At 58.9% G+C, this 23,212-nt stretch carries 14 protein-coding genes; 13 read left to right on the plus strand and 1 reads right to left on the minus strand.

Annotation, left to right across the window (positions count from 1 at the left end; all coding sequences use genetic code 11):
- Positions 1 to 192: 192 nt before the first annotated feature.
- The 10 genes from pgaA (at position 193) to GIW04_RS03070 (ending at position 20,188) form a co-directional block, all read left to right on the plus strand.
- The gene (gene pgaA, locus GIW04_RS03025; protein ID WP_120247778.1) at positions 193 to 2,673 is read left to right on the plus strand and encodes a poly-beta-1,6 N-acetyl-D-glucosamine export porin PgaA; all 2,481 of its coding nucleotides are present in this window, start codon (positions 193 to 195) and stop codon (positions 2,671 to 2,673) included.
- Positions 2,674 to 2,685: 12 nt separating this feature from the next.
- On the plus strand, positions 2,686 to 4,683 hold the full coding sequence (gene pgaB, locus GIW04_RS03030; RefSeq protein WP_034134576.1) for a poly-beta-1,6-N-acetyl-D-glucosamine N-deacetylase PgaB: 1,998 nt from the start codon (positions 2,686 to 2,688) through the stop codon (positions 4,681 to 4,683).
- Positions 4,684 to 4,685: 2 nt separating this feature from the next.
- Complete coding sequence (gene pgaC / locus GIW04_RS03035; RefSeq protein WP_120247779.1) at positions 4,686 to 6,026, plus strand: poly-beta-1,6-N-acetyl-D-glucosamine synthase; 1,341 nt, start codon at positions 4,686 to 4,688, stop codon at positions 6,024 to 6,026.
- Positions 6,027 to 6,028: 2 nt separating this feature from the next.
- Complete coding sequence (gene pgaD / locus GIW04_RS03040; RefSeq protein WP_003187480.1) at positions 6,029 to 6,505, plus strand: poly-beta-1,6-N-acetyl-D-glucosamine biosynthesis protein PgaD; 477 nt, start codon at positions 6,029 to 6,031, stop codon at positions 6,503 to 6,505.
- A gap of 492 nt (positions 6,506 to 6,997) precedes the next feature.
- On the plus strand, positions 6,998 to 8,719 hold the full coding sequence (locus GIW04_RS03045) for a ShlB/FhaC/HecB family hemolysin secretion/activation protein (protein ID WP_003187481.1): 1,722 nt from the start codon (positions 6,998 to 7,000) through the stop codon (positions 8,717 to 8,719).
- A gap of 30 nt (positions 8,720 to 8,749) precedes the next feature.
- Positions 8,750 to 17,650 carry a two-partner secretion domain-containing protein gene (locus GIW04_RS03050; protein ID WP_236269944.1) on the plus strand — a complete coding sequence of 2,967 codons (8,901 nt, stop codon included), beginning with the start codon at positions 8,750 to 8,752 and terminating at the stop codon, positions 17,648 to 17,650.
- A 140-nt stretch (positions 17,651 to 17,790) separates the two neighbouring features.
- Positions 17,791 to 18,414: a hypothetical protein gene (locus GIW04_RS03055; RefSeq protein ID WP_120247780.1), complete on the plus strand. Its 624-nt coding sequence runs from the start codon at positions 17,791 to 17,793 to the stop codon at positions 18,412 to 18,414.
- 154 nt (positions 18,415 to 18,568) lie between these two features.
- Positions 18,569 to 19,048 (plus strand): SMI1/KNR4 family protein, encoded by a 480-nt coding sequence (locus GIW04_RS03060; RefSeq protein WP_120247781.1) that lies wholly within the window; start codon positions 18,569 to 18,571, stop codon positions 19,046 to 19,048.
- A gap of 105 nt (positions 19,049 to 19,153) precedes the next feature.
- Entirely contained in the window at positions 19,154 to 19,531 is a 378-nt protein-coding gene (locus GIW04_RS03065; RefSeq protein ID WP_120247782.1) for a hypothetical protein, read from the plus strand.
- Between the two features lie 207 nt (positions 19,532 to 19,738).
- The gene (locus GIW04_RS03070) at positions 19,739 to 20,188 is read left to right on the plus strand and encodes a hypothetical protein (protein WP_169913146.1); all 450 of its coding nucleotides are present in this window, start codon (positions 19,739 to 19,741) and stop codon (positions 20,186 to 20,188) included.
- A gap of 106 nt (positions 20,189 to 20,294) precedes the next feature.
- Here the strand turns inward: GIW04_RS03070 and GIW04_RS03075 are convergent, their stop codons facing one another.
- Positions 20,295 to 20,552 (minus strand): hypothetical protein, encoded by a 258-nt coding sequence (locus GIW04_RS03075; RefSeq protein ID WP_120247982.1) that lies wholly within the window; start codon positions 20,550 to 20,552, stop codon positions 20,295 to 20,297.
- A gap of 344 nt (positions 20,553 to 20,896) precedes the next feature.
- Between GIW04_RS03075 and GIW04_RS03080 the strand changes: the two genes are divergently transcribed.
- The 3 genes from GIW04_RS03080 to GIW04_RS03090 all read left to right on the plus strand — a co-directional run bounded on the left by GIW04_RS03080 (position 20,897) and on the right by GIW04_RS03090 (position 23,199).
- Positions 20,897 to 21,289 (plus strand): DUF2846 domain-containing protein, encoded by a 393-nt coding sequence (locus tag GIW04_RS03080; protein WP_183043769.1) that lies wholly within the window; start codon positions 20,897 to 20,899, stop codon positions 21,287 to 21,289.
- Between the two features lie 73 nt (positions 21,290 to 21,362).
- Positions 21,363 to 22,055 carry a hypothetical protein gene (locus GIW04_RS03085; RefSeq protein WP_003187502.1) on the plus strand — a complete coding sequence of 231 codons (693 nt, stop codon included), beginning with the start codon at positions 21,363 to 21,365 and terminating at the stop codon, positions 22,053 to 22,055.
- 463 nt (positions 22,056 to 22,518) lie between these two features.
- Entirely contained in the window at positions 22,519 to 23,199 is a 681-nt protein-coding gene (locus GIW04_RS03090) for a CsgG/HfaB family protein (protein ID WP_005783620.1), read from the plus strand.
- Positions 23,200 to 23,212: the final 13 nt, after the last annotated feature.

The following is a 23,212-nucleotide window of genomic DNA, read 5'->3' on the forward strand; positions in this document are numbered from 1 at the left end:
GTTTTTTGTGAGGGGCAAAAAATATTAATCGTACAATTCTGAACAATTGTTCGAAATTGTGCTTCCCCCTACTTCGCTAAGAGATAGTTCCTACAGGAAAGCTAGGTCGGGTCCCGAGACGCCGACACCCTGATGCGTTTCGCTCAGGACCATCTATCGTTAGGGCTTTCCGTGTGTAAGGAAGCTCACGATATGCTGCGAAACCACCCCTACAGTGCCTCAGGCCGGTTGCGTCTGCTTATCGGGGCCGCCCTGTGCAGCCAATTGCTGGTTCCAGGCCTTGCGTTTGCCGACCCAGCCTACGACGCCCTGATCATCCAGGCCCGCAACGGCCACTTCACGCCGGCGCTGACCCAACTGCGCCAACTCTCCGCCGAGCGCCAGACCCCAGGTCAGGTCAGTGACCACCTGGTGATCGCCGGTTGGGCCGGGCAAGACGCCGAAGTGCTCAAGGTGTACGAAGCGCAAGGCAAGCATCGCAACCTCACCACCCAGGCACTCGCCACGGTGGCGCGCACTTATCGCAATCAAAAGCAGTGGGCTCAGGCCGAAGCGGTCTATCGCCAGGCGTTGCTGCGTGAACCCAATAACATCGACCTGCAACTGGGCCAGGCCCTCACCCAGGCCGATGGCGGTAAAGCCAACGAAGCGGTGCAACGTCTGCGTACGCTGGTGGCGGCCCAACCCAATGACCCCAACCGCCGCATGGCCCTGGGCTATGCGCTGACACGTGCCGGTTTGAACTACGACGCGCTGTTCGAATTTGACCAAGCCTTTATCCGCGCCGGTGACAAGCCCGAAGTGGCCCGTGAATACATCGTCGCCCTGCAAAAGGCGCGGCTGCCGGAGCCGGCACTGCGCCTCTCAGCCAAGCGCCCGGGGCTGGTGGACGCCGTCACCCAGCGCCGCCTCGAAGGCGACCTTGCCGCCGAGCGGGTGCGCATGGCCGAGTTCGCCACGCGCAGCGAAAAGGAACGCTACGTCATCGCTGACCGTGCCCTGCAGGACTACGACAAACTGATCAGCCGCTGGGCTCCCGACGCCACAGCCAAGGACGACGTCATCCGCTGGCGTATCGACCGCTTGGGCGCGCTCAAAGCGCGAGCACGGCATGCCGAGGTGATCCGCGATTACCAGACCCTCACTGGCGAAGGCGTGCAACTGCCCACCTACGCCTTGCGTTGGGTCGCCGGCTCTTACCTGGAACAGCGCCAGCCGGAAAAGGCCGAGCCGTTGTATCGCCAGGTACTCACCGCGCCCGACACCGACGCCAGCTATCGGGTCGATGACAGCACGGCGCTGTTCTACGCCTTGTTGGAAAGCGACAAGGTCGAAGAGGCCCGCCAGGTCGCCAACAACCTGGCCAAGGAGCAAAACCCCCGCGTTGAGCTCAAGGGCTTGCCCATTGGTAACCCCAATGACAACTGGATGGACGCCCAACAATTATCCGCCCAGGCCGGTACCTATGGCGGTGACCTGCCCGGTAGCGAGGCCAGCCTGGAAGCGCTGGTGGCCAAGGCACCGGGCAACGTGGGTCTGCGCCTGGCCCAGGCCGACATGTACCGCGCCCGCGACTGGCCGCGCCGCGCCGAAGGCACGCTCAAGGAAACCGAAACCCAGGCCCCCCGCGACATCGGCCTGGAAGTCTCCCAAGCCTATACCGCCATGGACTTGCAAGAATGGCGGCAGATGGACGCGCTCACCGACGACGTGCTCGCCCGCAACCCGGACAACCGTCAGGTGCAGCGCCTGAGCCGCCTGCGCGATGTGCACGACATGGCCGAGCTGCGTGTCGAGGCCTACACCGGCAAAAGCTACGGTGGCGGTAATAACAACGACGCCGGTGCCGTCTCCGGCAGCCGAGACTGGGGCATTGAAAGCGTGATCTACACGCCGCCCATCGACGAAGACTGGCGCCTGTTCGCCGGTGCCGGCTATGCCACCGCCGACTTCGAGGAAGGCACTGGCCAACATCGCTGGCAGCGCGTGGGCGTGGAGCGTCGTACCCGTGACATGACCATCGAAGCCGAAGTGTCCAACCACTCCTATGGCGACGGTTCCAAGCAAGGCGCCAGCGTGTCGATTGCCCGCGACATCAACGACCACTGGCAATACGGCGGCAGCCTTGGCTATTTGCTCAGCACCACACCGTTGCGGGCCCTGAATGACGGCGTCACAGCCAACGGCGGCAGCGGTTTTATCCGCTGGCGCGCCAACGAAAGCCGCGAATGGAAGCTGACCCTCAGCCCGTCCCATTTCAGCGATGGCAACGACCGCTTCGAAGCCTTGCTCACCGGCCGCGAAGGCCTCTACAGCTCGCCCCATGTGCAAGTGGACCTGGGCCTGGAAGTGGGCGCCAGCCGCAACAGCAAGGAAGACACCGTGTACTTCAACCCGAAGTCGGACTTCACAGTGTTGCCCATGATCAACGTCAATCACGTGCTCTATCACCGCTACGAAACCCAGTGGAGTCAGCAGTTCCAAATCGGCGCGGGTACCTACAGTCAGCGTGACTATTCCACCGGCGGTATCGGCTTGATTGGCTACGGCCAACGCTATCGCTGGAACGACGTACTGGAAATGGGCGCCAACCTCAGCCTGATCAGCCGACCTTATGACGGTGATCGCGAACGCGATCTGCGCCTGCTCGTCGACCTCACTTACCGTTTCTAAAAGAGCCTGACCATGACCGTCCTCAGCCGTTGCTTGTTGGTCCTGGGTGTAATGCTGGCCGCCGCCTGCGCCCAACAACCCGCGCCCTACACCCCACCCGCCGAACGGCCGATAGCGCCCAACGAAGCGCCGTGGCCGAAGAACCACTTTTTGGGCATTGCCTATCACGACGTGGAAGATCGCGACCCCGATCAAGCCGTGGTGGCGGTGCGCACAGAGCGATTGATCGAGCAGCTGGCCTGGCTGCGCGAAAACGGCTACCAGGCGGTCAGCGTCGACCAGATCCTGGCAGCCCGGCGCGGCGGCCCGGCATTGCCGCCCAAGGCGGTGATGCTCAGCTTCGATGACGGTTATTCCAGCTTCTACACCCGCGTGATGCCGATTCTGCGCGCCTACCACTGGCCTGCATTGCTGGCGCCGGTGGGGTCCTGGATCGACACGCCGTTGAATCAACCGGTGGATTTTGCCGGTACGCCACGACCACGGGGAGAATTCCTGACGTGGCAGCAGATTCGCGAAGTGTCCCAGTCGGGCCTGGTGGAAATTGCCGCCCACACCGATGCCAACCACAAGGGCATCCTGGCCAACCCCCAGGGCAACCTGGAACCGGCCGCCACCACGCGAAGCTTTGACCCCAAGACCAACGGCTACGAAAGCGAAGCGCAGTTCCAGGCGCGCATGCGGGCTGACGTCGCCGCGATTTCGAACAAAATTCGAACCGTCACCGGCAAGGCGCCGCGTGTGTGGGTGTGGCCGTACGGGGCCGCCGATGGCACCTCGTTGGCGGTGGTCGGCGAGCACGGCTATGAAATGGCGTTGACCCTGGAGGATGGGCTCGACGACCTCGGCAACCTGATGAACAGCCCACGCTTTCTGGTGGCCTCCGACCCGGACGGCGAGCATTTTGCCAACAGCATGGTGGCCGTGCAGGCCAAGGCGCCGATGCGCGTGCTGCACGTAGACCTGGACAACGTGTACGACCCCGACCCGGCCCAACAGGCGCGCAACCTCGACGTGTTGGTTCAGCGCGTGGTGGACATGGGCGCCGGCACCGTCTTCCTGCAAGCCTTTGCCGACCCCAAGGGCGACGGCCTGGTGCATTCGCTGTACTTCCCTAACCGTCACCTGCCGATGCGGGCCGATCTGTTCAACCGGGTCGCCTGGCAGTTGCACACCCGTGCCCATGCCAGTGTGTACGCCTGGATGCCGGTGCTGAGTTTTGCCCTGGACCCCAAGCTGCCGCGTGTCACCCGCTGGGACCCGAAAACGGGACAGGTCGGCCCCGACCCGGATCAATACAAGCGCCTGTCGCCGTTTGATCCCAAGGTGCGGCAGATCATCGGTGAGATCTACCAAGACCTGGCGCGTGTAGGGCCGATCGACGGCATCCTTTACCACGATGACGCGGTGTTCAACGACTTCGAAGACGCCAGCCCCGCAGCGCTCAAGGCCTACGCCGCCCAAGGCTTGCCGAACACCATCGCCGCCCTGCGTGCCGACCCGGTCGTGATGCAGCGTTGGACCCGCTTCAAAAGCCGCTACCTGATCGACTTTACCCATGAGCTCACCGCCAAGGTCCGCGCCATCCGTGGCCCGCAGGTGCTGACGGCGCGCAATATTTTCGCCGAGCCCATGCTCAACCCTGGCAGCGAAACCTGGTTCGCGCAGAACCTCGATGACTTCCTCCAGGCCTACGACTGGACAGCGCCGATGGCCATGCCGTTGATGGAAGGCCAGGAAGTGAAAACCTCCAACGCCTGGCTGGAAAAACTCATCGCCACGGTCAAGACGCGCCCCGGCGCGATGGAAAAAACCATCTTCGAATTGCAAGCCAAAGACTGGCGCACCCAAGCCGCGCCGGATATCAGCGCTGAGCAATTGGCAGAGTGGATGGGTGTACTCAAACGCCAGGGCGTCACCAGTTTCGGCTACTACCCGGACAACTTCCTGGAAAACTCCCCGGACTTGAAGACCATACGTCCGGCCCTTTCCAACCAGTGGAACCCTTGATCATGGTTGACAGAATCCTGGCTATATTCGTGCTGGCACTGGTACTGGGCTTGCCCCTGGGCCTGATCTTCCTGGTGACCGGGCAGTTCCTGATGGACTTCGTGTTCTTCTACCCGTTGTTCATGTCGGCGTTGTGGATCGCCGGTGGCCTGTATTTCTGGCTGCACTGGGAACGCCACTGGCCGTGGAAAGAAGACACGCCGGCGCCGACCCTGGCCGGCGAGCCGCTGATCTCGATCATCATCCCTTGCTACAACGAGGGCGATAACGTCGCTGACACCATTGGCGCGGCCCTCGGCCAGGTGTACCCGAACATCGAAGTGATCGCGGTCAACGACGGCTCCAGCGACAACACCGCCGCAGTACTCGATGCCCTGGCGCTGCAACACCCGCGCTTGCGCGTGCTGCACCTGGCGCAGAACCAGGGCAAGGCTGTGGCCCTGCGCATGGGCGCCGTGGCTGCCCGCAGCGAATACCTGGTGTGCATCGACGGCGATGCCTTGCTCGACAAAAACGCGGCCGCCTATATGGTTGCGCCGATGCTCGACAACCCGCGCCTGGGTGCCGTCACCGGCAACCCACGCATTCGTACCCGCTCCACCCTGATCGGCCGGGTGCAGGTGGGCGAGTTCTCCTCGATCATCGGTTTGATCAAGCGTACCCAGCGGGTATTCGGTCGGATCTTCACGGTCTCCGGTGTGGTGGTGGCGTTTCGCAAGAAGGCCCTGGACCGCATCGACTACTGGAGCACCGACATGATCACCGAGGACATCGATGTCAGTTGGAAGCTGCAACTCGATCACTGGGCGATCTTCTACGAGCCGCGCGCGCTGTGCTGGATCCTCATGCCCGAAACCGTCGGCGGCCTCTGGAAACAACGCCTGCGTTGGGCCCAGGGCGGCGCCGAAGTGCTGTTCAAGAACATCCGTGGCATCTGGCAATGGCGCCACCGCTACCTGTGGCCGCTGCTGTTCGAGTACTGCCTGTCCACCGGTTGGGCCTTCACCTTCCTGCTGTCGGTGATCTTCTGGGCCTTGGGTAAATTCGTCACGCTGCCGGCGGCGATCACCGTGAGCTCTTTGGTGCCGCCCGCGTTCACCGGCCTGGTGCTGGCGATGGTGTGCCTGCTGCAGTTTGCGGTGAGCATCCTGATCGACCGGCGCTACGAAAAGGACCTTTGGAAAACCCTGTTCTGGACCGTGTGGTACCCGATGGTGTTCTGGCTGGTGAGCCTGCTCACCACCCTGGTCAGCTTTCCCAAGGTGTTGTTCAACCAACACCAGAAACGCGCCCGCTGGGTCAGCCCGGACCGCGGTATCAAACCTGCACAAGAGGAGGCGTGACTATGAAACTGGTCAGAACTCGCCAAAACACACTGATGTGGATCGTCGATGTGCTGCTGACCCTGCTGGCCTGGGGTGGGTTGATCTGGCTGCTGGCGCGAGGCATCAGCGCCATGCTTGAAACCCACGGCGGCCCACGCATTGAGGCGCCTATCTTTGCTGCGCTCAACACCTTGCAGGTTTACCTGTGGATCGCGCTGTTCAATGCGGTGATCCTGATCAGCTGGGCACGCTATCAGCAGCATCGCGGGCGCAAATTCGCCCAGCGCCGCGCCGAGGCGAATGCACTGAGCGACCAGCACCTGAGTGAAAGTTTCAACCTGGGCGATGGCGACCTCGAACAACTGCGCCGCCCTGGCGTGCTGGTGATCCACAACGACGAAGAAGGCGGCGTCGAAGAAGTGAAATCCCACGTCTCCCGCGACGTCGAACGCCCCGGCCTGACCCTGGTGCCCGACAAAGACAAGGGCATTGGCTAGCGTTAAGCGAATGCAATGCTCAAAGCAATGAAGATCCAATGTGGGAGCTGGCTTGCCTGCGAAAGCGGTAGTGCAGTAAGAGTTTTATTAACTGACACACCGCCTTCGCGGGCAAGCCCGCTCCCACAGGTAGTATTTCCACCCATCGCTTGCAGTGGTTCCCTCCTCTTGTTGGAATTCCGATAAATGGGATCCAATTCACAAAACCCCCGCGAACTTTTCCCCCTTCTCCGGTACTAACCTAACTCGACGAACACCTGATGGCTAAGTAATGGCAGTCAGAAAGTCATTCGTCGAATCGCCATCAAAACAGTTGCCGCTTGTCGGAATAATCACCGCAAGTGCCCGACTTAAACTCTTTTGGTGAAAAATTATTATTAATAATCAACAGGTTAGAAAACTAATCAGTCGAACGGCCCCACTTCGCCCGTTTCTAGGCGAGCTGGAAGTTCGATGTTAGTTTCGCGGCCCTTGATTTTCGATGGATCGAACATGTCTTCGTTATTGCCATGGACCCGGTTATTGCTCTGCACCTTCCTGCTCACCTGCGTGGGCCTGAACAGTGCATCCGCCGCCCCCACGCCTGGCGATCAGGATTTGATCCGCGACCGGCAGAACCGCTTGCTTGAAGAGCAACAGCGGCGCCTCCAGGAACTCCAGGACCTGCCCGGCAAAGCGGACAAGTCCCAAGCCCCGGCAACCCCGGCCGACACCCGTTGCTTCCCGATCAAAACCATCGAACTCAAAGGCGCCGACAGCCTGCCGGCGCCCGACCGCGAGCGCCTGCTAAAGCCCTATATCGGCCAATGCCTGGGCGTGTCCCAGCTCAACGAGCTGCTCAAGGTCATCACCGACTACTACTTGGGCAAAGGCCGCGTTACCAGCCGTGCCTACCTGCCACAGCAAGACCTCTCCACCGGCCATCTGCAAGTGCTGGTGGTGGAGGGCAAGCTCGAAGCCCTGCGCAGCGCCGATGGCAGCACAGTGACCGACCGCGAACTGGCCATGGCCTTTCCCGGCAAAGTCGGCGAAGCGCTGAACCTGCGTGAAATCGAGCAACTGGTAGACCAGCTCAACCGCCTGCCGTCCAAACAAGCGCAGATGGAACTCACCCCCGGCAAGCAAATCGGCGGCAGCGATGTGGTGGTCAAGAACACTGCGCAAAAGCCCTGGCGCGCCAGCCTGTCGCGCAATAACGACGGGCAGAAAAGCACCGGTGAGCAGCAATGGGGCGCTGGCCTGGAGTGGGACAGCCCGCTGGGCCTGGGTGACCAACTGATGCTGCGCGGCGGCCACGACGCCATCAGCGACCACCAGAAAACCTCGAAAAACACCATGCTCTACTACAACGTGCCCTGGGGCTGGTGGAACTTCAGCTATACCTACAGCGAAAGTGACTACCGCACCTACGGCGTGACCGACGGCTTCAAATACAAGCAGGACGGCGACAACCAGAACCACCAACTGCGCGCCGAGCGGGTGATCCACCGCGATGACGTCAGCAAGACCTCGGTCAACGTCGGCTTGGCGCACCTGCGTACCAACAACTACATCCTCGACGTGCGCACCGCGCCCAGCAGCAACCGCCTCAGCGAACTGCAATTGGGCGTCAACCACGGTCGGCGCATCGGCAGTGCCTTCGTCAACCTGGACCTGGGCATGCAAAGCGGCATCGGCCTGCTCGACGCCCAGGCCCAAGACGAGCGTGACCCAGCAGGCCGTCGCCAGCCGAATGCGCGCTACCGCAAATACACCGCCACCGTCAGCTACCTGCAGCCTTTCAGCCTGTGGGGCGAGTCGTTCAGCTTCAGCAGTTTGGCCACCGGGCAACGCAGCGAAGACCCACTGTTTTCGCCGCAGCGCATGAGCCTTGGCGGCTCGGCCTCGGTGCGTGGCTTCAAGGACCAATTGCTGACCGGCGACAGCGGCGGCTACTGGCGCAACGAAGTGCGCTGGGCGCGCCCGGTGACCCTCGACTGGATGCGCCCAGCCTTCGCCGAGTACGGCGCCAGTGTCGGCTACGACCAGGGCGTGATCCGCAACGACCGCTACAACGACAACGTTCATGGCCGGGTGTCCAGCAACTCCCTGGAGCTGTTCGCCCGTGGCAAACACGTCAGCACCAGCGTGACCTTTGCCCATTCGTTAGAAAGACCCGGTGTGGTGACCGAGCGCGAAGCGCCGATCTATTTCCGCATGGATTTTTTCCTGTAATTCAACGCCCCGCTGCATGAGAGCCTGACAATGGATGTTCGCCAATTCGCCTTCCTGGCCCGCCAACCTTCTGCCGCCCTGAAGCGCCGGGATGCGTTCTTCGGCCTGCCCAAGCGCGGGCTGGCGTTGATCCTCGCCAACGCATTGTTCTGGCAGCCGCTGCTGGCCCAGGCTGAGGGCATCGTGGTCAGTGCGCCGGGCACCACTGTGGGCGCGGCGGGCAATGGCGTGCCGGTGGTCAACATCGCCACCCCCAATGGCGCGGGCCTGTCCCATAACCAGTTCAAGGACTACAACGTCGGCCCCAACGGCGTGATCCTCAACAACGGCAACAGCGCCATGGTCAACACCCAACTGGGCGGGATCATTGTCGGTAACCCCAACCTCAAGGGCGGCGCGGCGAACGTCATCCTCAACGAAGTCAACGGCGGCAGCCCCAGCCAGTTGCGCGGCTACACCGAAGTGGCGGGGCAGTCGGCCAAGGTCATTGTCGCCAACCCGTACGGCGTGACGTGCAGCGGTTGCGGCTTTATCAACACCCCCAACGTTACCCTCACCACCGGCAAACCGGTGCTCGACGCCAGCGGCCAATTGCAGCGCTATGAAGTGGATGGCGGCGCCGTGACCATCGACGGCGAAGGCTTGAACGCCAGCAACGTCGAACGTTTCGACATCATCACCCGCTCGGCCAAGATCAACGCACAAATCAACGCCCGCGAACTCAACGTGATCGCCGGGCGCAACGACGTCGATGCGCAAAGCCTGAAAACCACCGCCCGTGCCGATGACGGCAGCGCCAAGCCCGAGTTGGCAATCGACTCCTCAGCCCTGGGCGGCATGTATGCCGGCGCGATCAAACTGGTGGGCACCGAGGCCGGTGTGGGCGTGAAGCTCGACGGCACCCTGGCCGCCAGTGGCGGCGATATTCAGCTCGACGCCAACGGGCGCCTGAGCATGGCGCAAACGGTGGCCACCGGTAACGTCAAAGTCACCGCGCAAAACGTCGACCTCACCGACAAGGTCTACGCCAACGGCAATGTGCAGGTCACCAGCGCCCAGGCCCTGGTCAACCGCAAGAGCATCGCCGCCGGCCAGCGCATCGAGATCAATGCGGCCAGCGTGAACAACCCCGGCATCATCGAAGCCGGCGTCGCCGCCGATAACAGCCGCAACACCACCGGCGATCTGGTGGTGAACGCGCAAACCGTCACCACCAGCGGCAACCTGTTGGCCAGCCGCGCCCTGGCGATTACCGCCGCACAAGCGCTGACCAACCAGGGCGCGATTATTCAGGCCAAGAGCGTCGAGGTCAGCAGCGCCAAACTCACCAACCAGGGCGCCACTGCGCGCCTGTATGGCGAGCAGAGCCTGGCGATCAACTCGCCGGCCATCGTCAACCTCGGCGGCCTGATCCGCTTCGGCGAAGGCCAGGCCGCCACGCTCAACAGCGCCTCTCTGGACAACCGCCAGGGCCGTATCGAAATGGCCGGTGGCAGCCTGGTGCTCACCAGTGCCGACCTGATCAACAGCGGCGGGCAAGTCATCGCCAACGACCTGACCGTCAACGCCGGCAGCCTGAACAACCAGAACGGCGTGCTGGTGGCCAAGACCGCGACCGTCACTGCCAGCAACCTCGACAACAGCCTCAAGGGCCTGATCCAGGCTGACGGCGGCGCGCTCAACCTCGCCGTTTCCAACACCTTCAACAACAACCAGGGTTTCGCCCAGGCCAGCACCGATCTGAACGTTACGGCCGGCACCCTCAGCAGCAACGCAGCCGGCGTACTGAGCGCCGACACCGGCAAGCTCACCCTCACCGCCGCACAACAACTCAACAACGCCCAGGGCCGCTTGCAGGCCGGGCAGGGCGATATCGAACTGCACGCCGCGAACCTGGATAACCAGAGCGGCACGATCGTCGGCAAGCAACTGCTGCTCGACGTGGCCGGCGGCGACATCGACAACCGCGCCGGGCGCGTGTTGGGTGACCACCTCGACGTGCGCGCCTCGGGCCTCGACAACCGCAACGCCGGCCTGCTGGCCGGTGGTGCCCAGGGCGTAAGCCTGCTGCTCAAAGGCCCGGGCCAGTTGCTCAACGCCCAGGGCCGCATCCAGAGCGAGGGCCTGCTGCAACTGCAAGGCGAGCGCTTCGACAACAACGCCGGCATCCTGCTGGGCCAGACCGTCGACGTCACCGCGCAGACCTTCACCAACAGCAACAAAGGCGCGCTGGTCAGCGACGGCGGCGACGTGGTGCTCAAGGTCAGCGACCTGCTCACCAACGTCGGCGGCCAGATCGACGCGGGCGAACGCAGCGTGCTGGTCAAGCAGCTCACCACCCTCAACAACGACGGCGGCACCCTGCGCGGCAAGCGCCTGGACATCGCCGCCCAACACCTGAACAACGACAACGGCCAACTGCTGGCCGGCGTCGAAGGCCTGAGCTACAGCGGCCAGGATGTGAGCAACCGCAAGGGCCTGATTCTTAGCGGCGGCGCGCTCACCGAACTGAACACCACCCGCCTGGATAACCAGGGCGGCACCGTGCAGGGCGACAGCCTGAGCGTCACCGCCAACAGCGTCGACAACGCCAGCGGCGGCCTGATGGCCAGCCTGGTCGGCAACCTGCAACTGACCGTAGAGGCCCTGGCCAACCGTGGCGGCAAGCTGTTCGGCAAAGAACAAGTGACCGTCAGCGGCGCCACCCTCGACAACAGCGCGGGCGGCCAGATCAGCGGCAATCAGATCAACCTGACCTCACGCAACACGCTCACCAACCAGGGCGGCCTGATCGAAGCCAACCAGGGCCTGACCCTCACCGGCGGCAACCTCGATAACAGCGCCAGCGGCCAACTGCGTGCCCTGGGCGGCGCCAGCAGCAAACTCAACCTCAGCGGCGCGTTGAACAACCAGAACGGCACCCTCGAATTCGGCAGCCAGGCCTTCAGCCTTGACGCCGCCAGCCTCAACAACCAGAGCGGCATGCTGCAACACGCCGGCACCGGCCTGTTCCGCCTCAACACCGCCAGCCTCGAAGGCAGCCAGGGCAATATCCAGGGCATGGGCAGCGCCGACTGGGCATTCGGTAAGGTCGACGGCCTGGGCCGTGTGCAACTCAACGACGTGCTTACCTACAAGAGTGACCAAGGGCTGGCCCTCAAGGCCGGCGACCGTATGGCCAGCGCCAAGGGCTTGATCCTCAACGTGGCCAGCCTGGACAACGGCGGCGAACTGCTCAGCGACGGTGACATCAGCATCACCACCGGCGATATCACCAACAGCGGCCGCGTCTCGGCGCTGCAAACACTCACCGTTGCCGCCAACAACCTCAGCCAGAACGGCGGCCGCCTGGCGGCCACCAATACGCGCCTGACCCTGGGCGGCACCCTGGACAACCTCGGGTTCCTCACTGCCCGCCAGCAACTGGACATCGCCGCCGCGCAAATCAACAACCGCGGCACCCTCGGTGCCCAGGGCGCAGTGAACCTCACGGCGGTCAACGGCATCACCAACGCCGCCGACACGCTGCTGTTCAGCGGCGGCGACATGACCCTGCGCAGCAATGGCTTCAGCAACAGCTATGGCGATGTCTACAGCAAAGGCAACCTGAGTTTCGCCGCCCGCGATGGCGGGCGTGCCGTGCTGTTCAGCAACCGCTCCGGCACCGTGGAAAGCGAAGGCTCGATCGGCATCAATGCGGGCTTTATCGAAAACGCCAAAGATGAATTCGAACTCGGGCAAACGCTGACCACCGGCAGCTTGAGCTGGATCTGTGGCCAGCACTGCGGCGAGAGCGACAACTGGGAACGCGGCGAGATCACCATCTACGAAACGTACCTTGAGGCGGCGACCAAGGACTCGGTAGCGGCGCGCCTGGTGGCGGGCAAAAACATGCTGCTGCAAGGCGACAACGTGCAGAACCGCTACAGCCTGATGGCCGCCAATGGCGACCTGAGCATCACTGCCGGTGACCTGCTCAACCAGGGCGCCGCCACGCGCACGGGCCAGCGCAAGCTTGTCATCGGCACGCCAGGTCACGTTTCCGACGATTTGTTTGAACGCATGCAATATGTCGACGTGCCCGCGTTCAATGCGGCCACGGCGGCCGGGAATTTCGACAAGGCGCGCTTCGAAGAACTCAAAAGCCGCTCACCCAATAGCCTGCCGTTCGCCTATGCAAGTGACGTCACCACCTGGACCAACAACAGCGGCCCCGGCTACGACGCCACCCTGCAAGCGGGCGGCACGGTCAACCTCAACGTCGCCCGCACCCTGCAAAACGGCACGCTGCACAACAACACCCTGGCCCAGTTGACCGGCACCCTCGGCGACGATCAGACCGGCATCCCCGTCGGCGGCATCAACATCAACCTGAGCAAACACGCCAACGACCCGAGCGCCCAGGCGCCTGGCAGCGTATTGCCCGTGGTAGGCGTGGCCCCTGGTGGCGGCTTCGTGCCCGTGGACTACACCGGCACCGCCTTCGCCCCGGTCGATCCCACCACCTCGCCGACCTTCCAACTGCCCAAGGGCGAGTACGGCCTGTTCGTCAAAAACGCCGACCCCACCAGCCACTACCTGATCGAGACCAACCCCGAGTTCACCTCGGTGTCGGGCTTCTTCAGCTCCGACTACATGCTCGGCAAACTCGGTTTCACCGCCGACAACGCCTGGCGCCGCCTCGGTGACGGCCAGTACGAAACCCGCCTGATCCGCGACGCCGTCCTCGCGCAAACCGGCCAGCGCTTCCTCGCCGGCGGCCTGTACAGCGACGCCGACCAGTTCCGCTACCTGATGGACAACGGCCTCGCCAGCAAAGACGCCCTGCGCCTGAGCCTGGGCGTGGCCCTCACCGACCAGCAAGTCGGCGCCCTGACCCACGACATCGTGTGGATGGAAAACCGCGTCATCGACGGCCAGACCGTGCTCGTGCCGGTGCTGTACCTGGCCCAGGCCGACTCGCGCAACGTGCGCGGCAACAGCCTCATCCAGGGCCGCGACCTCAACCTGGTCACCGGCGGCGACCTGATCAACGTCGGCACCCTGCGCGCCAGCAACAACCTCTCCGCCATCAGCAGCGGCAGTATTTACACCGGCGGCCTGGTCGAGGCCGGCAACAACCTCAACCTGCTGGCCCAGGACAGCATCCGCAACGCCATGGCCGGCGAAATCCGCGGCAAACAAGTCAGCCTTACGACCCTCAAAGGCGACATCACCAACGAAACCACCACCATCCAGGTGCGTGACGGCGCCGGCATGCGCACCCTCACCGACACCAGCGCCGGCACCATCGTCGCCCGCGAAAACCTCGCCATCGACGCCGGGCGCGACCTCACCAACCGTGGTGCCCTCACCGCCGGCAACGACGCCAACCTCACCGCCGGCCGCGACCTCAACCTCATCGCCGCCAGCGACACCAGCGTCAAACACGAGACCCGCGACGGCGGCGAGAAATCCAGCATCACCACCGACGTCAAAAACCTCGCCGCCAGCGTCACGGCGGGCGGCAACCTCAACATGCAGGCCGGGCAAGACGTCAACATCATCGGCAGCACCGCCACCGCCGGCAAAGACCTCAACATCGCCGCCGGCCGCGACCTCAACGTCGCCTCCGTCAGCGACATGCACAACGTCGAGGGCAAGGAAAAGGACGGCAAAAAACGCATCAAGACCTCGGACGACCAGACCACTCAAGTGGCGAGCGTGCTGACGGCGGGTGGGGATTTTGTCAGCCAGGCGGGGCGTGACACCACGATCGTGGCGAGCAGGATCAGCGCGGGGAATGAGGCTTATCTGTATAGCGGGGATAAGTTGAACCTGCTGGCGGCGCAGAACAGCACTTACAGCCTTTACGACATGAAGGAGAAGGGTGGCTGGGGCGCGAAGAAGACCAAACGTGATGAGGTGACCCACGTCACGAATGTGGGGACTGAGATCAAGACTGGTGGTGATCTGTCACTGGTCAGTGGCGGTGATCAGTTGTATCAGCGGGCCAAGCTTGAGAGTGGTAAGGACCTGGCCATCACCAGTGGCGGCGCAGTGACCTTCGAGGCGGTCAAGGACCTGCACCAGGAGAGCCACGAGAAGAGCAAGAGTGACCTGGCGTGGACCAGCGCGAAGGGCAAGGGGAATACCGACGAGACGTTGCGCCAAAGTGAGTTGAAGGCACAGGGTGAGTTGGCGATCAAGGCGGTTAACGGGCTGAAGATCGACATTAAACAGATCGATCAGAACACGGTTAGTCAAACGATTGATGTGATGGTCAAAGCAGACCCACAGTTGGCTTGGTTGAAAGAAGCCGAGAAGCGTGGGGATGTGGATTGGCGGCATGTGAAGGAGTTGCACGACTCCTTTAAATACAGCCACTCCAGCCTCGGCCAAGGCGCAATGCTGGCAATTATCATCGTTGTCACCGTGTTGACGGCGGGAGCGGCCAGTGCGCTAGCTGCTTCGGCAGGTAGCGCTGTAGGGGCCGGCTCCACTATGGCTGCCGCGACAGCCGCTACCGCTGCGACGTCGACCACCGCAGCAGTCGCAGGAACTGCAGCAGGGTTGGGCAACGTCATCGCGACTGCCTCGTTGACCTCGCTTGCCAGTACCGGCGTCGTCAGCACCATAAACAATAAAGGCAACTTGGGGGCCGCATTCAAGGAAACCTTCAGCAGCGACAGCTTGAAGCAGTCACTGATCGCGGGCGCTTCTGCGGGCTTTGTGAATTACGCCAGTGGCAATTGGTTTGGCGCGCAGAGCGACCCTGTAACTAACAAGGTAAGCGGACCAAGCGTCGTACCCCATTGGAATGACCCCGCAGCGATTGGCCGTTTTGGAACGATTCAATTGGCTGGCGGTGCCGTACGCGGGACGCTCTCTGAAGCTCTTGGACAAGGCAGCTTCAAGGATGCAATGAAGGGCAGCCTTTTCGATGTAATGCAGGCGACCGCGTTCACCGGCGTTGGTGATTTTGGTAATGCCTTCAAACTTCAAGACAGCGGCCTGAGCAAAACTGCACTGCATGCTGTTGTAGGTGGTTTGCTTTCAGAAGCAATGGGCGGCGACTTTAAAACGGGAGCGATGGCTGCGGGTGCTAACGAAGCCCTTATTGTGGCGTTGGATAAGTCGCCTTTGCTCAGTGGCAATGATCCAGCGGAACACGATCGTCTGGTCAATGCGGCTTCGAAGCTGGTGGGATTGCTCGCTGCCGCGAGCGTTGATGGCGATGTCGCCATGGGCTCGGAAATCGCCGGGAATGCACAGTCATACAACCGCAAGTTGCACGTTCAAGAAGAGAAACGACTGGCCCAAGAGGCCAAGAGTTTAGATGCCACCAAAGGTCAAAGCCGATCTGGTTTTGAGTGGGATGCGCTCCTAACGTTTGTTGCCGGAGGCGAGGTCGATCAGAAAACCAACAATGAGCTTCAAGGGATTCTGGCCGGTTACGGTCCTTCTAACCCTGAAGGGCAAGCATTAGGTGACGACCTGACTGTTGCGCGGGGAGTTATCACCAAGCTGCAAAACGAGAAAGTCCTGCTGACCTGGGGAGATGGCAGCCCCATTGTTGCCAACGGGGATCAGGTCGTTGCGTTCAAGTCCACAGAAAAGCAGTACAAGGATGCGCTGCTGTTCAATCCTTCAAGTAACACAACTTACAACAACGAACCTGGTGGCATGGGTGTTGTGCCTGATGCGTGGTCCGAGCAATACGGAGAGCGTACGGCTATCACGAAACTCCCTGAGATCGCCGCGCTCAGTTCTGACGCCGCCTCCCAAGCAGAGCAAATAGACCGGCTACGTGTTTTGGCAAGTGGTGGCATTAATTCAGATATTGATCTCAAGCTGCTTGCTGAGCTTATGCCCATAGGTGGAGTAGGCAAGGGAGCATTGTTAAGCGCAATCAAAGAGTTGGCAGCGCGCGACGCATTAGCGGTTAAAGGTACGGAGGCTATCGCTGGCAAGGCTGCAGAGACTGTTGCCGGAAAGGGTCTTGAGTCAGCAGCTGGTAAAGGCTTGGATGCGGCGGCGGGTAAGGGGACTGAACAGTTTGCCAACCAAGCACAGGCCAAATTAGCAGGCTATAGCCCATGCTGTTTTGCAGCCGGGACTATGGTCGCCACCCCTGATGGTGAACGAGCCATTGACGCGCTCAGGGTGGGCGACGTCGTCTGGACCAAACCTGAAGAAGGCGGTGAGCCGTTCGCGTCGAAGGTCTCAGCAACCCACATTCGCACGGATCAACCTATCTATCAGTTGACGCTTGTGAAGAACGGCAGTGCCGGTGAAGGTATCACTGAGACTCTGCAAGTGACGCCGGGTCATCCGTTCTACGTGCCTAAGCGCAAAGGCTTTGTGCCACTTATAGAGCTCAAGCCGGGTGATCAACTGCAGTCGTTGGGGGATGGGGCGACGCAAGAGGCTTCGATCTCCGTTGTATCAATAAAGCTGCTGCAGTCGCAGGGTAAAACGTACAACCTGACGGTGGATATTGGACATACGTTCTATGTTGGCAAGCTAAACACGTGGGTACATAACGTTGGGCCTTGTTATACCTGTAATGCGGGGAGCTGTTCGATTCATGAGGTGCCTTCTGCCGGATCGCCTGTAAGCGAAAGCCACACTGACCGGACGTTTCAAGAGCTTGTGCCTGACGGCAAAGTGCCTAGCGTTCGTAACGGCGCTTTCACACGTTGGTTTGACGACCTGTCGCCAGCAGAGCTAGACGTGCTTTGGGAAAATAGGGCTACCCGAGAGGCAATTGAGGCGAGAATTCGTCAGCCAGGGGGTTTGCATGAATGGTGTATGGTTTGTCGCGCTCCTGAATTCAAACAATGGGGGGTGCCGATGAGTGAAATTCAGCGTTTCAGAACAAAAACATCCGAATTGACATGGGTCAACCCTATTGATGGGGTACCAGGTGGTCACGGTGGGAATGCTTAAGGTGCTTTCCACAATGAGCTAAAAGCTGTTATTGATAACAGTAAGTCCCTAAACGAATTTAATAAGGGCGTAACGGCATTGCGTGATCGATGGAAAATCGATCCTTCTCTTTTGCCGGATTTACCAAGAGGAAGAAATTAATGCCTACCCTTTTAAATGACTGGTGCGCTTTTTGTGAGGGAAGAACTTACTTCGATAAGTCGCACTTTTTAGCGCTGTTCAAAGTGCATTCTTCTCTAGCTGAAATTACTGAAGCGTTAAGCTATTTTCCTCAAGCTGACAATTTGGTATCGCGCGTGAATGAGGTGATCCAAGCTGGTACGCTTGAAGATAAGTTATATCTATGCCCGACGATTGAATCTAGCGACTTTGAATTGATGCAAAAGGCAAAACTCTGGTTGCAAGCTCAGGCAAGTTTCTGTAAGTCTCTTGGAGACGACGAGTTGTACGGGATATGCCAACGTGCAAAATTGTTGTATGTAAGCAAAGATCAATTTAACGATTATGATAAATTAGACATTCCCAGCAATTGGATACTTGAACTGGTGGGGGATCAGGTCAGGGATTGCAGGTTGCTAAAAACAGAGCAAGAGTATGCACTGTTTGAGGCCCTTTACGGAGTTGCCGCTGATTATTATTTGGCTTGGTATATGGGGCAGCCTTTAATAAATCTGGATTTTGACTTTCGTTCATATTTTGAATTTTGGTGCTTGGGCGGTATTGGGTATCTCAGTGAAGATAAGTTCTTTATTTGTCGAAAATAAAAGAGTGGGGGAAATGTATTTAGAACTGTTATGGCAGTACAAGACCTATTAGATAATATCTATCCCCCTTGCTCTGTAAGTTGCAACTGGTTTCCGAGGTTTTTCAGTGGTGAGCGTCACGTCGGGTGGGAATCGATGAGTAAAGGGGAATAAAATGATCGCAGGCGTAAGTTTTAACTCTTATTTTGGCCAAGGTGATTTTACTGATATCGACGCTTTTGAAAAAATGGCGGGGATAGTTTTTCCAAAAAAATATAAAGAAATTTCAATAGGGTTCAATGGCGCGTTTATTTTAAATAAGCCTGTTTTCAAGTTTTATAATCGCCTACTCGGCGAAGATGTTATGAGCAGCGCTGGCATGTTTTTGCCTTTCGGTGAAATCGAAGGAACATTTGAGACAATGGAGATGAAGTACCGTTATCCGCCAGAAGGCTTTGTTCAAGATTTAATTATCTTCTCAGTGTTAGGGAATGGAGACGCGCTCTGTTTTGACTATCGTGAAAGTCGGTTTCCTGACGATCCAGGCGTGGTGATGTGGCATCATGAAGCTACACCAGATAGTGATTCAGAATTATCATTTGTTGCTTCCTCATTTTTAGAGTTTTTAGAAAAATTATTTGAACGGTTATCTTAACAATAAATAAGTAGGAAAAATGGGCGGGTTTGTTTAAATTCGAGTTACAAAAGCGTATTAAGTAATCGCTTCTTTTTTCATAGATGGGAGCTCCGAGGACGGAAAGTGATTATAGAAAAAACTGATCGTTACAGTGATGAGCTTTTAGGGTTTGTAATTGCCTGTCTGTTTTGCGAGGCTATTAGCAGGTCAGAATTTCAATCGTGGTGCTTGGAGCTTTTAGGGTTGGAGGAAACTCCAAGCTTCTTATATGATTTAATTGAATTTGATGAGCCTGCTTTTAAAATCTACAAAGTGATCGGCTATGTTCCAAATTGGAGGCACTCTAAAAATGAGGAATATGCTTTATATGGAGTGGCATTGCTTCGTGGCACGGTACCCTATGATATGCCGCTTTCGGCTGCTGAAATGTTGGGAGAACTAACACGCTTGCCGGCGATACAGTCTATGTATCGCAAAGTATTTCCAAGTATTATTTTTTAAAGCGAGTGAGAAAGGGGGCGGGTTTATTTAAAATTAGAGTTTAAAGGCGCATTAAATAAATTTGTCCCCTTTATTCCCTTTTGTTGGAGCTTAGAACTATGGATTGACAGAACTAAAAATTAAAAAAGGCTGAGAAAGTGGTGCATATTTATTTGATTCGGTAGGGTAGTAGAACATTCAACTAATGGTAGAAGGAAGCTAGACATAATGACAGAGGAATCAAAAAAAGGATTTTGGCGCTGGGGTTTTGCACTGTTGTTTGTTGGTATAGCGGCGGTCTTGATAAAACAAGCAACAGAAGAAACGCCTGAGCCTAGCAAGCCAACTTTCCTTAGTGACTTGATAATCGTCACCGCGAGGACGCACGCGCGTAATTGGAAGGTTGACGAAAATACAGAGCTTGTTCGTATGGAGGCGACTAATAGTCATACTATAACGGTTTATTATTCTTTATTGAATTATGATTCTGATGTTTCTAGTTTTAACTTGGAAGCTACCAAATCAGCAGTTGTAAATATTTTTTGTGATCCCAAAAATTTTGAAAAACAATCCATTTTTTCGCTGGGCGGTACTTACGTTTATGTTTTTGGTAGCAAAAATGTAAAAGAAATTGGCCGATTTGAATTTAACAAAAAGAATTGTGAAGGTTCTTTGTAAACGCTTGGTCATCGAGGCGGAGCAGTGCGAAAGGGCAGGTTTATTTAGCCTTTACCCTCCCCGCACGAGGCCAAAGCGGGCGACACAAAGGCCGCCCGATTTTCACTCAGCACGGATCGGCATTGAGCCTGCGACTGATGACATCCAGCAAGTCACACCCATCGCGCAGCGGAATGGCCAGCAAATGGGCGAAGTCTGAAAGTACTACGGCATCGCTGCTGAGTTGTTCGCGGAAGGCCAGGTTTTCCAGCAGTTGGGTGACGGCCCGAATGCGGTGCACGGCGGCGTCGTGAAGGACGTCGAGAGGTGCCTGGGTGTCGATGATCAGGGCTGGGATGGTGCAGTCGTGGCCGGTTAGGGGAATGTATCGATTCATCATTAAGCTCTCTGGATTATTGAGGGCTCGTTCTTCGGGTCGCCAAACCCGGTCACCTTTTGAGCGACGACCGGACTATAAGCGCCTCAGCTAAAACCGCGCAAGGCGTCACACTGATGGCACACATTGCTCATGTCACGCCATCCATTGCCGACACAACGGCGATGACCAACGCATCAAAAAAATGAGATCTCGCCATCATCGGCACTCTCAAAACCGCTCCACCGTTACCCACAAGGAAGAAATACATGATCAAGTTGTTCTGCAAAGCCGCTGTCGTTCTGTCCCTTGCCACGCTGTTTGGCTGTTCCTCGACGCCGTCGGTGGAGAAGATGCAGGCTGACGTGGCGAACTATTCGCTGCCCAAGGCTGCCGTGGCCGATAAAGGCCTGGTGTACGTCGTGCGCCCGAGCAACGTAGGGATGTTGGTGCGGTTCAACGTGTTCCTGGATGACAAGGAAGCCGACTCGGAGATGGGTTACAACCGTGGTAACCAGTACATCTATTTTTTCGTGACGCCGGGCAAACACGTGATCAGCTCCAAGGCTGAAAACTGGGCGGACATGCCGATTGATGTCAAAGCGGGTGAGGTGGTTTACCTCAAGCAGGAAGTCGAAATGGGCTTCGCCGTGGCGCGTAACAGCCTCAAAGCGCTGAGCGAAGTCGAAGGCCGTTATCTGGTCAAGGATGCGTCCTTGGGCACCATTGCCAAAGAAAGCGAATGAGTTGAGCCAGTGTGTCGGCAGGGCCCAGGCTCTGCCGACTTCTCGTATTCACTGCAAACATTAAAGGACTGATGTGAAAAACCTCCTCCTCATTCTCCTCACCACCCTCATCCTCGGCGGCTGCGTCAGCCACCCCCTCACTCCCGAAAACCGCGCGCAGATCAAGACCGTCAAAGTCCTGCCCGTGAAGTGGGAAAAGAACATGGTGTACTTCGGCCGCGAACAGGCCTGGGGCGCGGCCCTGGGTGCCGGGGTTGGCGCCGGTGTTGGCATGGCCAGCGGGGCGTCCAAGCTGGGTACTGCGGCGTTGAGCGGTGCCGGGTTTGCCGGCGGCATGAAGCTTGGGCAGTTGGCCGAGATGCCGACGCCGGTGGCTATTCTGACGGTGATGGAGGCGGAAAAACTCGATGTAGGCGTGTTGCTCAAGCAGGGCTTTGTCGATGAGTTGGGTAAGACGTCGACGCTCAAGGTGGTCGGCGACGATGAGCCGGCTGATGCGCAGATTCAGCTGACCGTGTCCGAGTGGGGCTTTCGCCTGACCCAGGGTTTCAGCAGTGTGATTTATCCGACCCTTAACGTGTTAGCGCAGATGGATCGCGGCGATGAGATGATCTGGCGCACCTTTGAGGCGGTCACGCCGTTTAATGGTCAGAACGTTTATGGCTATACACCGTTAACCTACCGCACGGACCCTGAAGCTTTGCGCCGGGCGTTGACCGGGATTACGCAGATTTCTGCGCAGTACCTGGTGAAGGAGCTCAAGTAGGGCTGTGCGAAGGCTGGCGGCTGTTGGTGGGCGGGCTTGGGCTAATGCCAGTGAGTTAAGGATTTTTTTGTAGGAGCGAGCTTGCTCGCGAAAAACTCACAGGCGCCGCGTTTATTCAGGAAGCACGCGTTATCGTTGAAGTTTTTCGCGAGCAAGCTCGCTCCTACAGTAGGCGTGGCGATAGGGCTTGCTTGTGAAGGCGGTGTATCTGTTGCTGTACTGGCGCTTTCGCAGGCAAGCCAGCTCCCACATTTGATCTTTGTTGCTTTGAGTATTGCGGTCGGCAGTAGGGTAAGCCCCCCACCTATGGCCGAAACAACTTGAGAACGGCTCTCAACCCCGTAAAATGCCGCAGCCGTTGCATCACCGTCTTTCAGGGAAGAATTCAGGCCAGTGCGTTTTCAGGCTGCCTTTCTCCTTGGAAAACCCGGCAACGCTGTTTTCCTCACCCAAGGAGCACCCTGTGAAGACACTGTCCAAAATCCTGCTGTCGGGCCTCACCGCCGCGGCGCTGTTGACCGTGGCCGGTTGTGCCACCGAGAGCAACCGCGCGATGCCGGTGGAGCAAGTCGCCAGCGCCCACGTGGCCTATTCCGGCGTGCGTGTGCCGATTGCCGTGGGCAAGTTCGATAACCGCTCCAGCTACATGCGCGGCATCTTCTCCGATGGCGTTGACCGTCTCGGCGGCCAGGCCAAGACCATCCTTATCACCCACTTGCAGCAGACCAACCGCTTCAGCGTGCTGGACCGCGACAACATGGGCGAGATCTCCCAGGAAGCCAAAATCAAAGGCACCGTGCAGAAGCTCAAGGGCGCTGACTATGTGGTGACTGGCGATGTGACCGAGTTCGGCCGCAAAGAAACCGGCGACCGCCAGTTGTTCGGCATCCTCGGCCGTGGCAAGACCCAAGTGGCCTACGCCAAAGTCGCGTTGAATATCGTCAACATCAACACCTCCGAAGTGGTGTATTCCACCCAGGGCGCCGGTGAGTACGCGCTGTCCAACCGTGAAGTGATCGGCTTCGGCGGCACCGCTAGCTATGACTCCACCCTCAATGGCAAGGTGCTGGACCTGGCCATGCGCGAAGCGATCAACCGCCTGGTCGACGGCATCAACGCCGGCGCCTGGAACCCGCGTAACTGATCAGCCACACCAC

The sequence above is a fragment of the Pseudomonas sp. PA-4-8C genome (genome assembly GCF_021606625.1).
In the GTDB taxonomy this organism is placed as follows: Bacteria; Pseudomonadota; Gammaproteobacteria; order Pseudomonadales; family Pseudomonadaceae; genus Aquipseudomonas; species Aquipseudomonas lactis.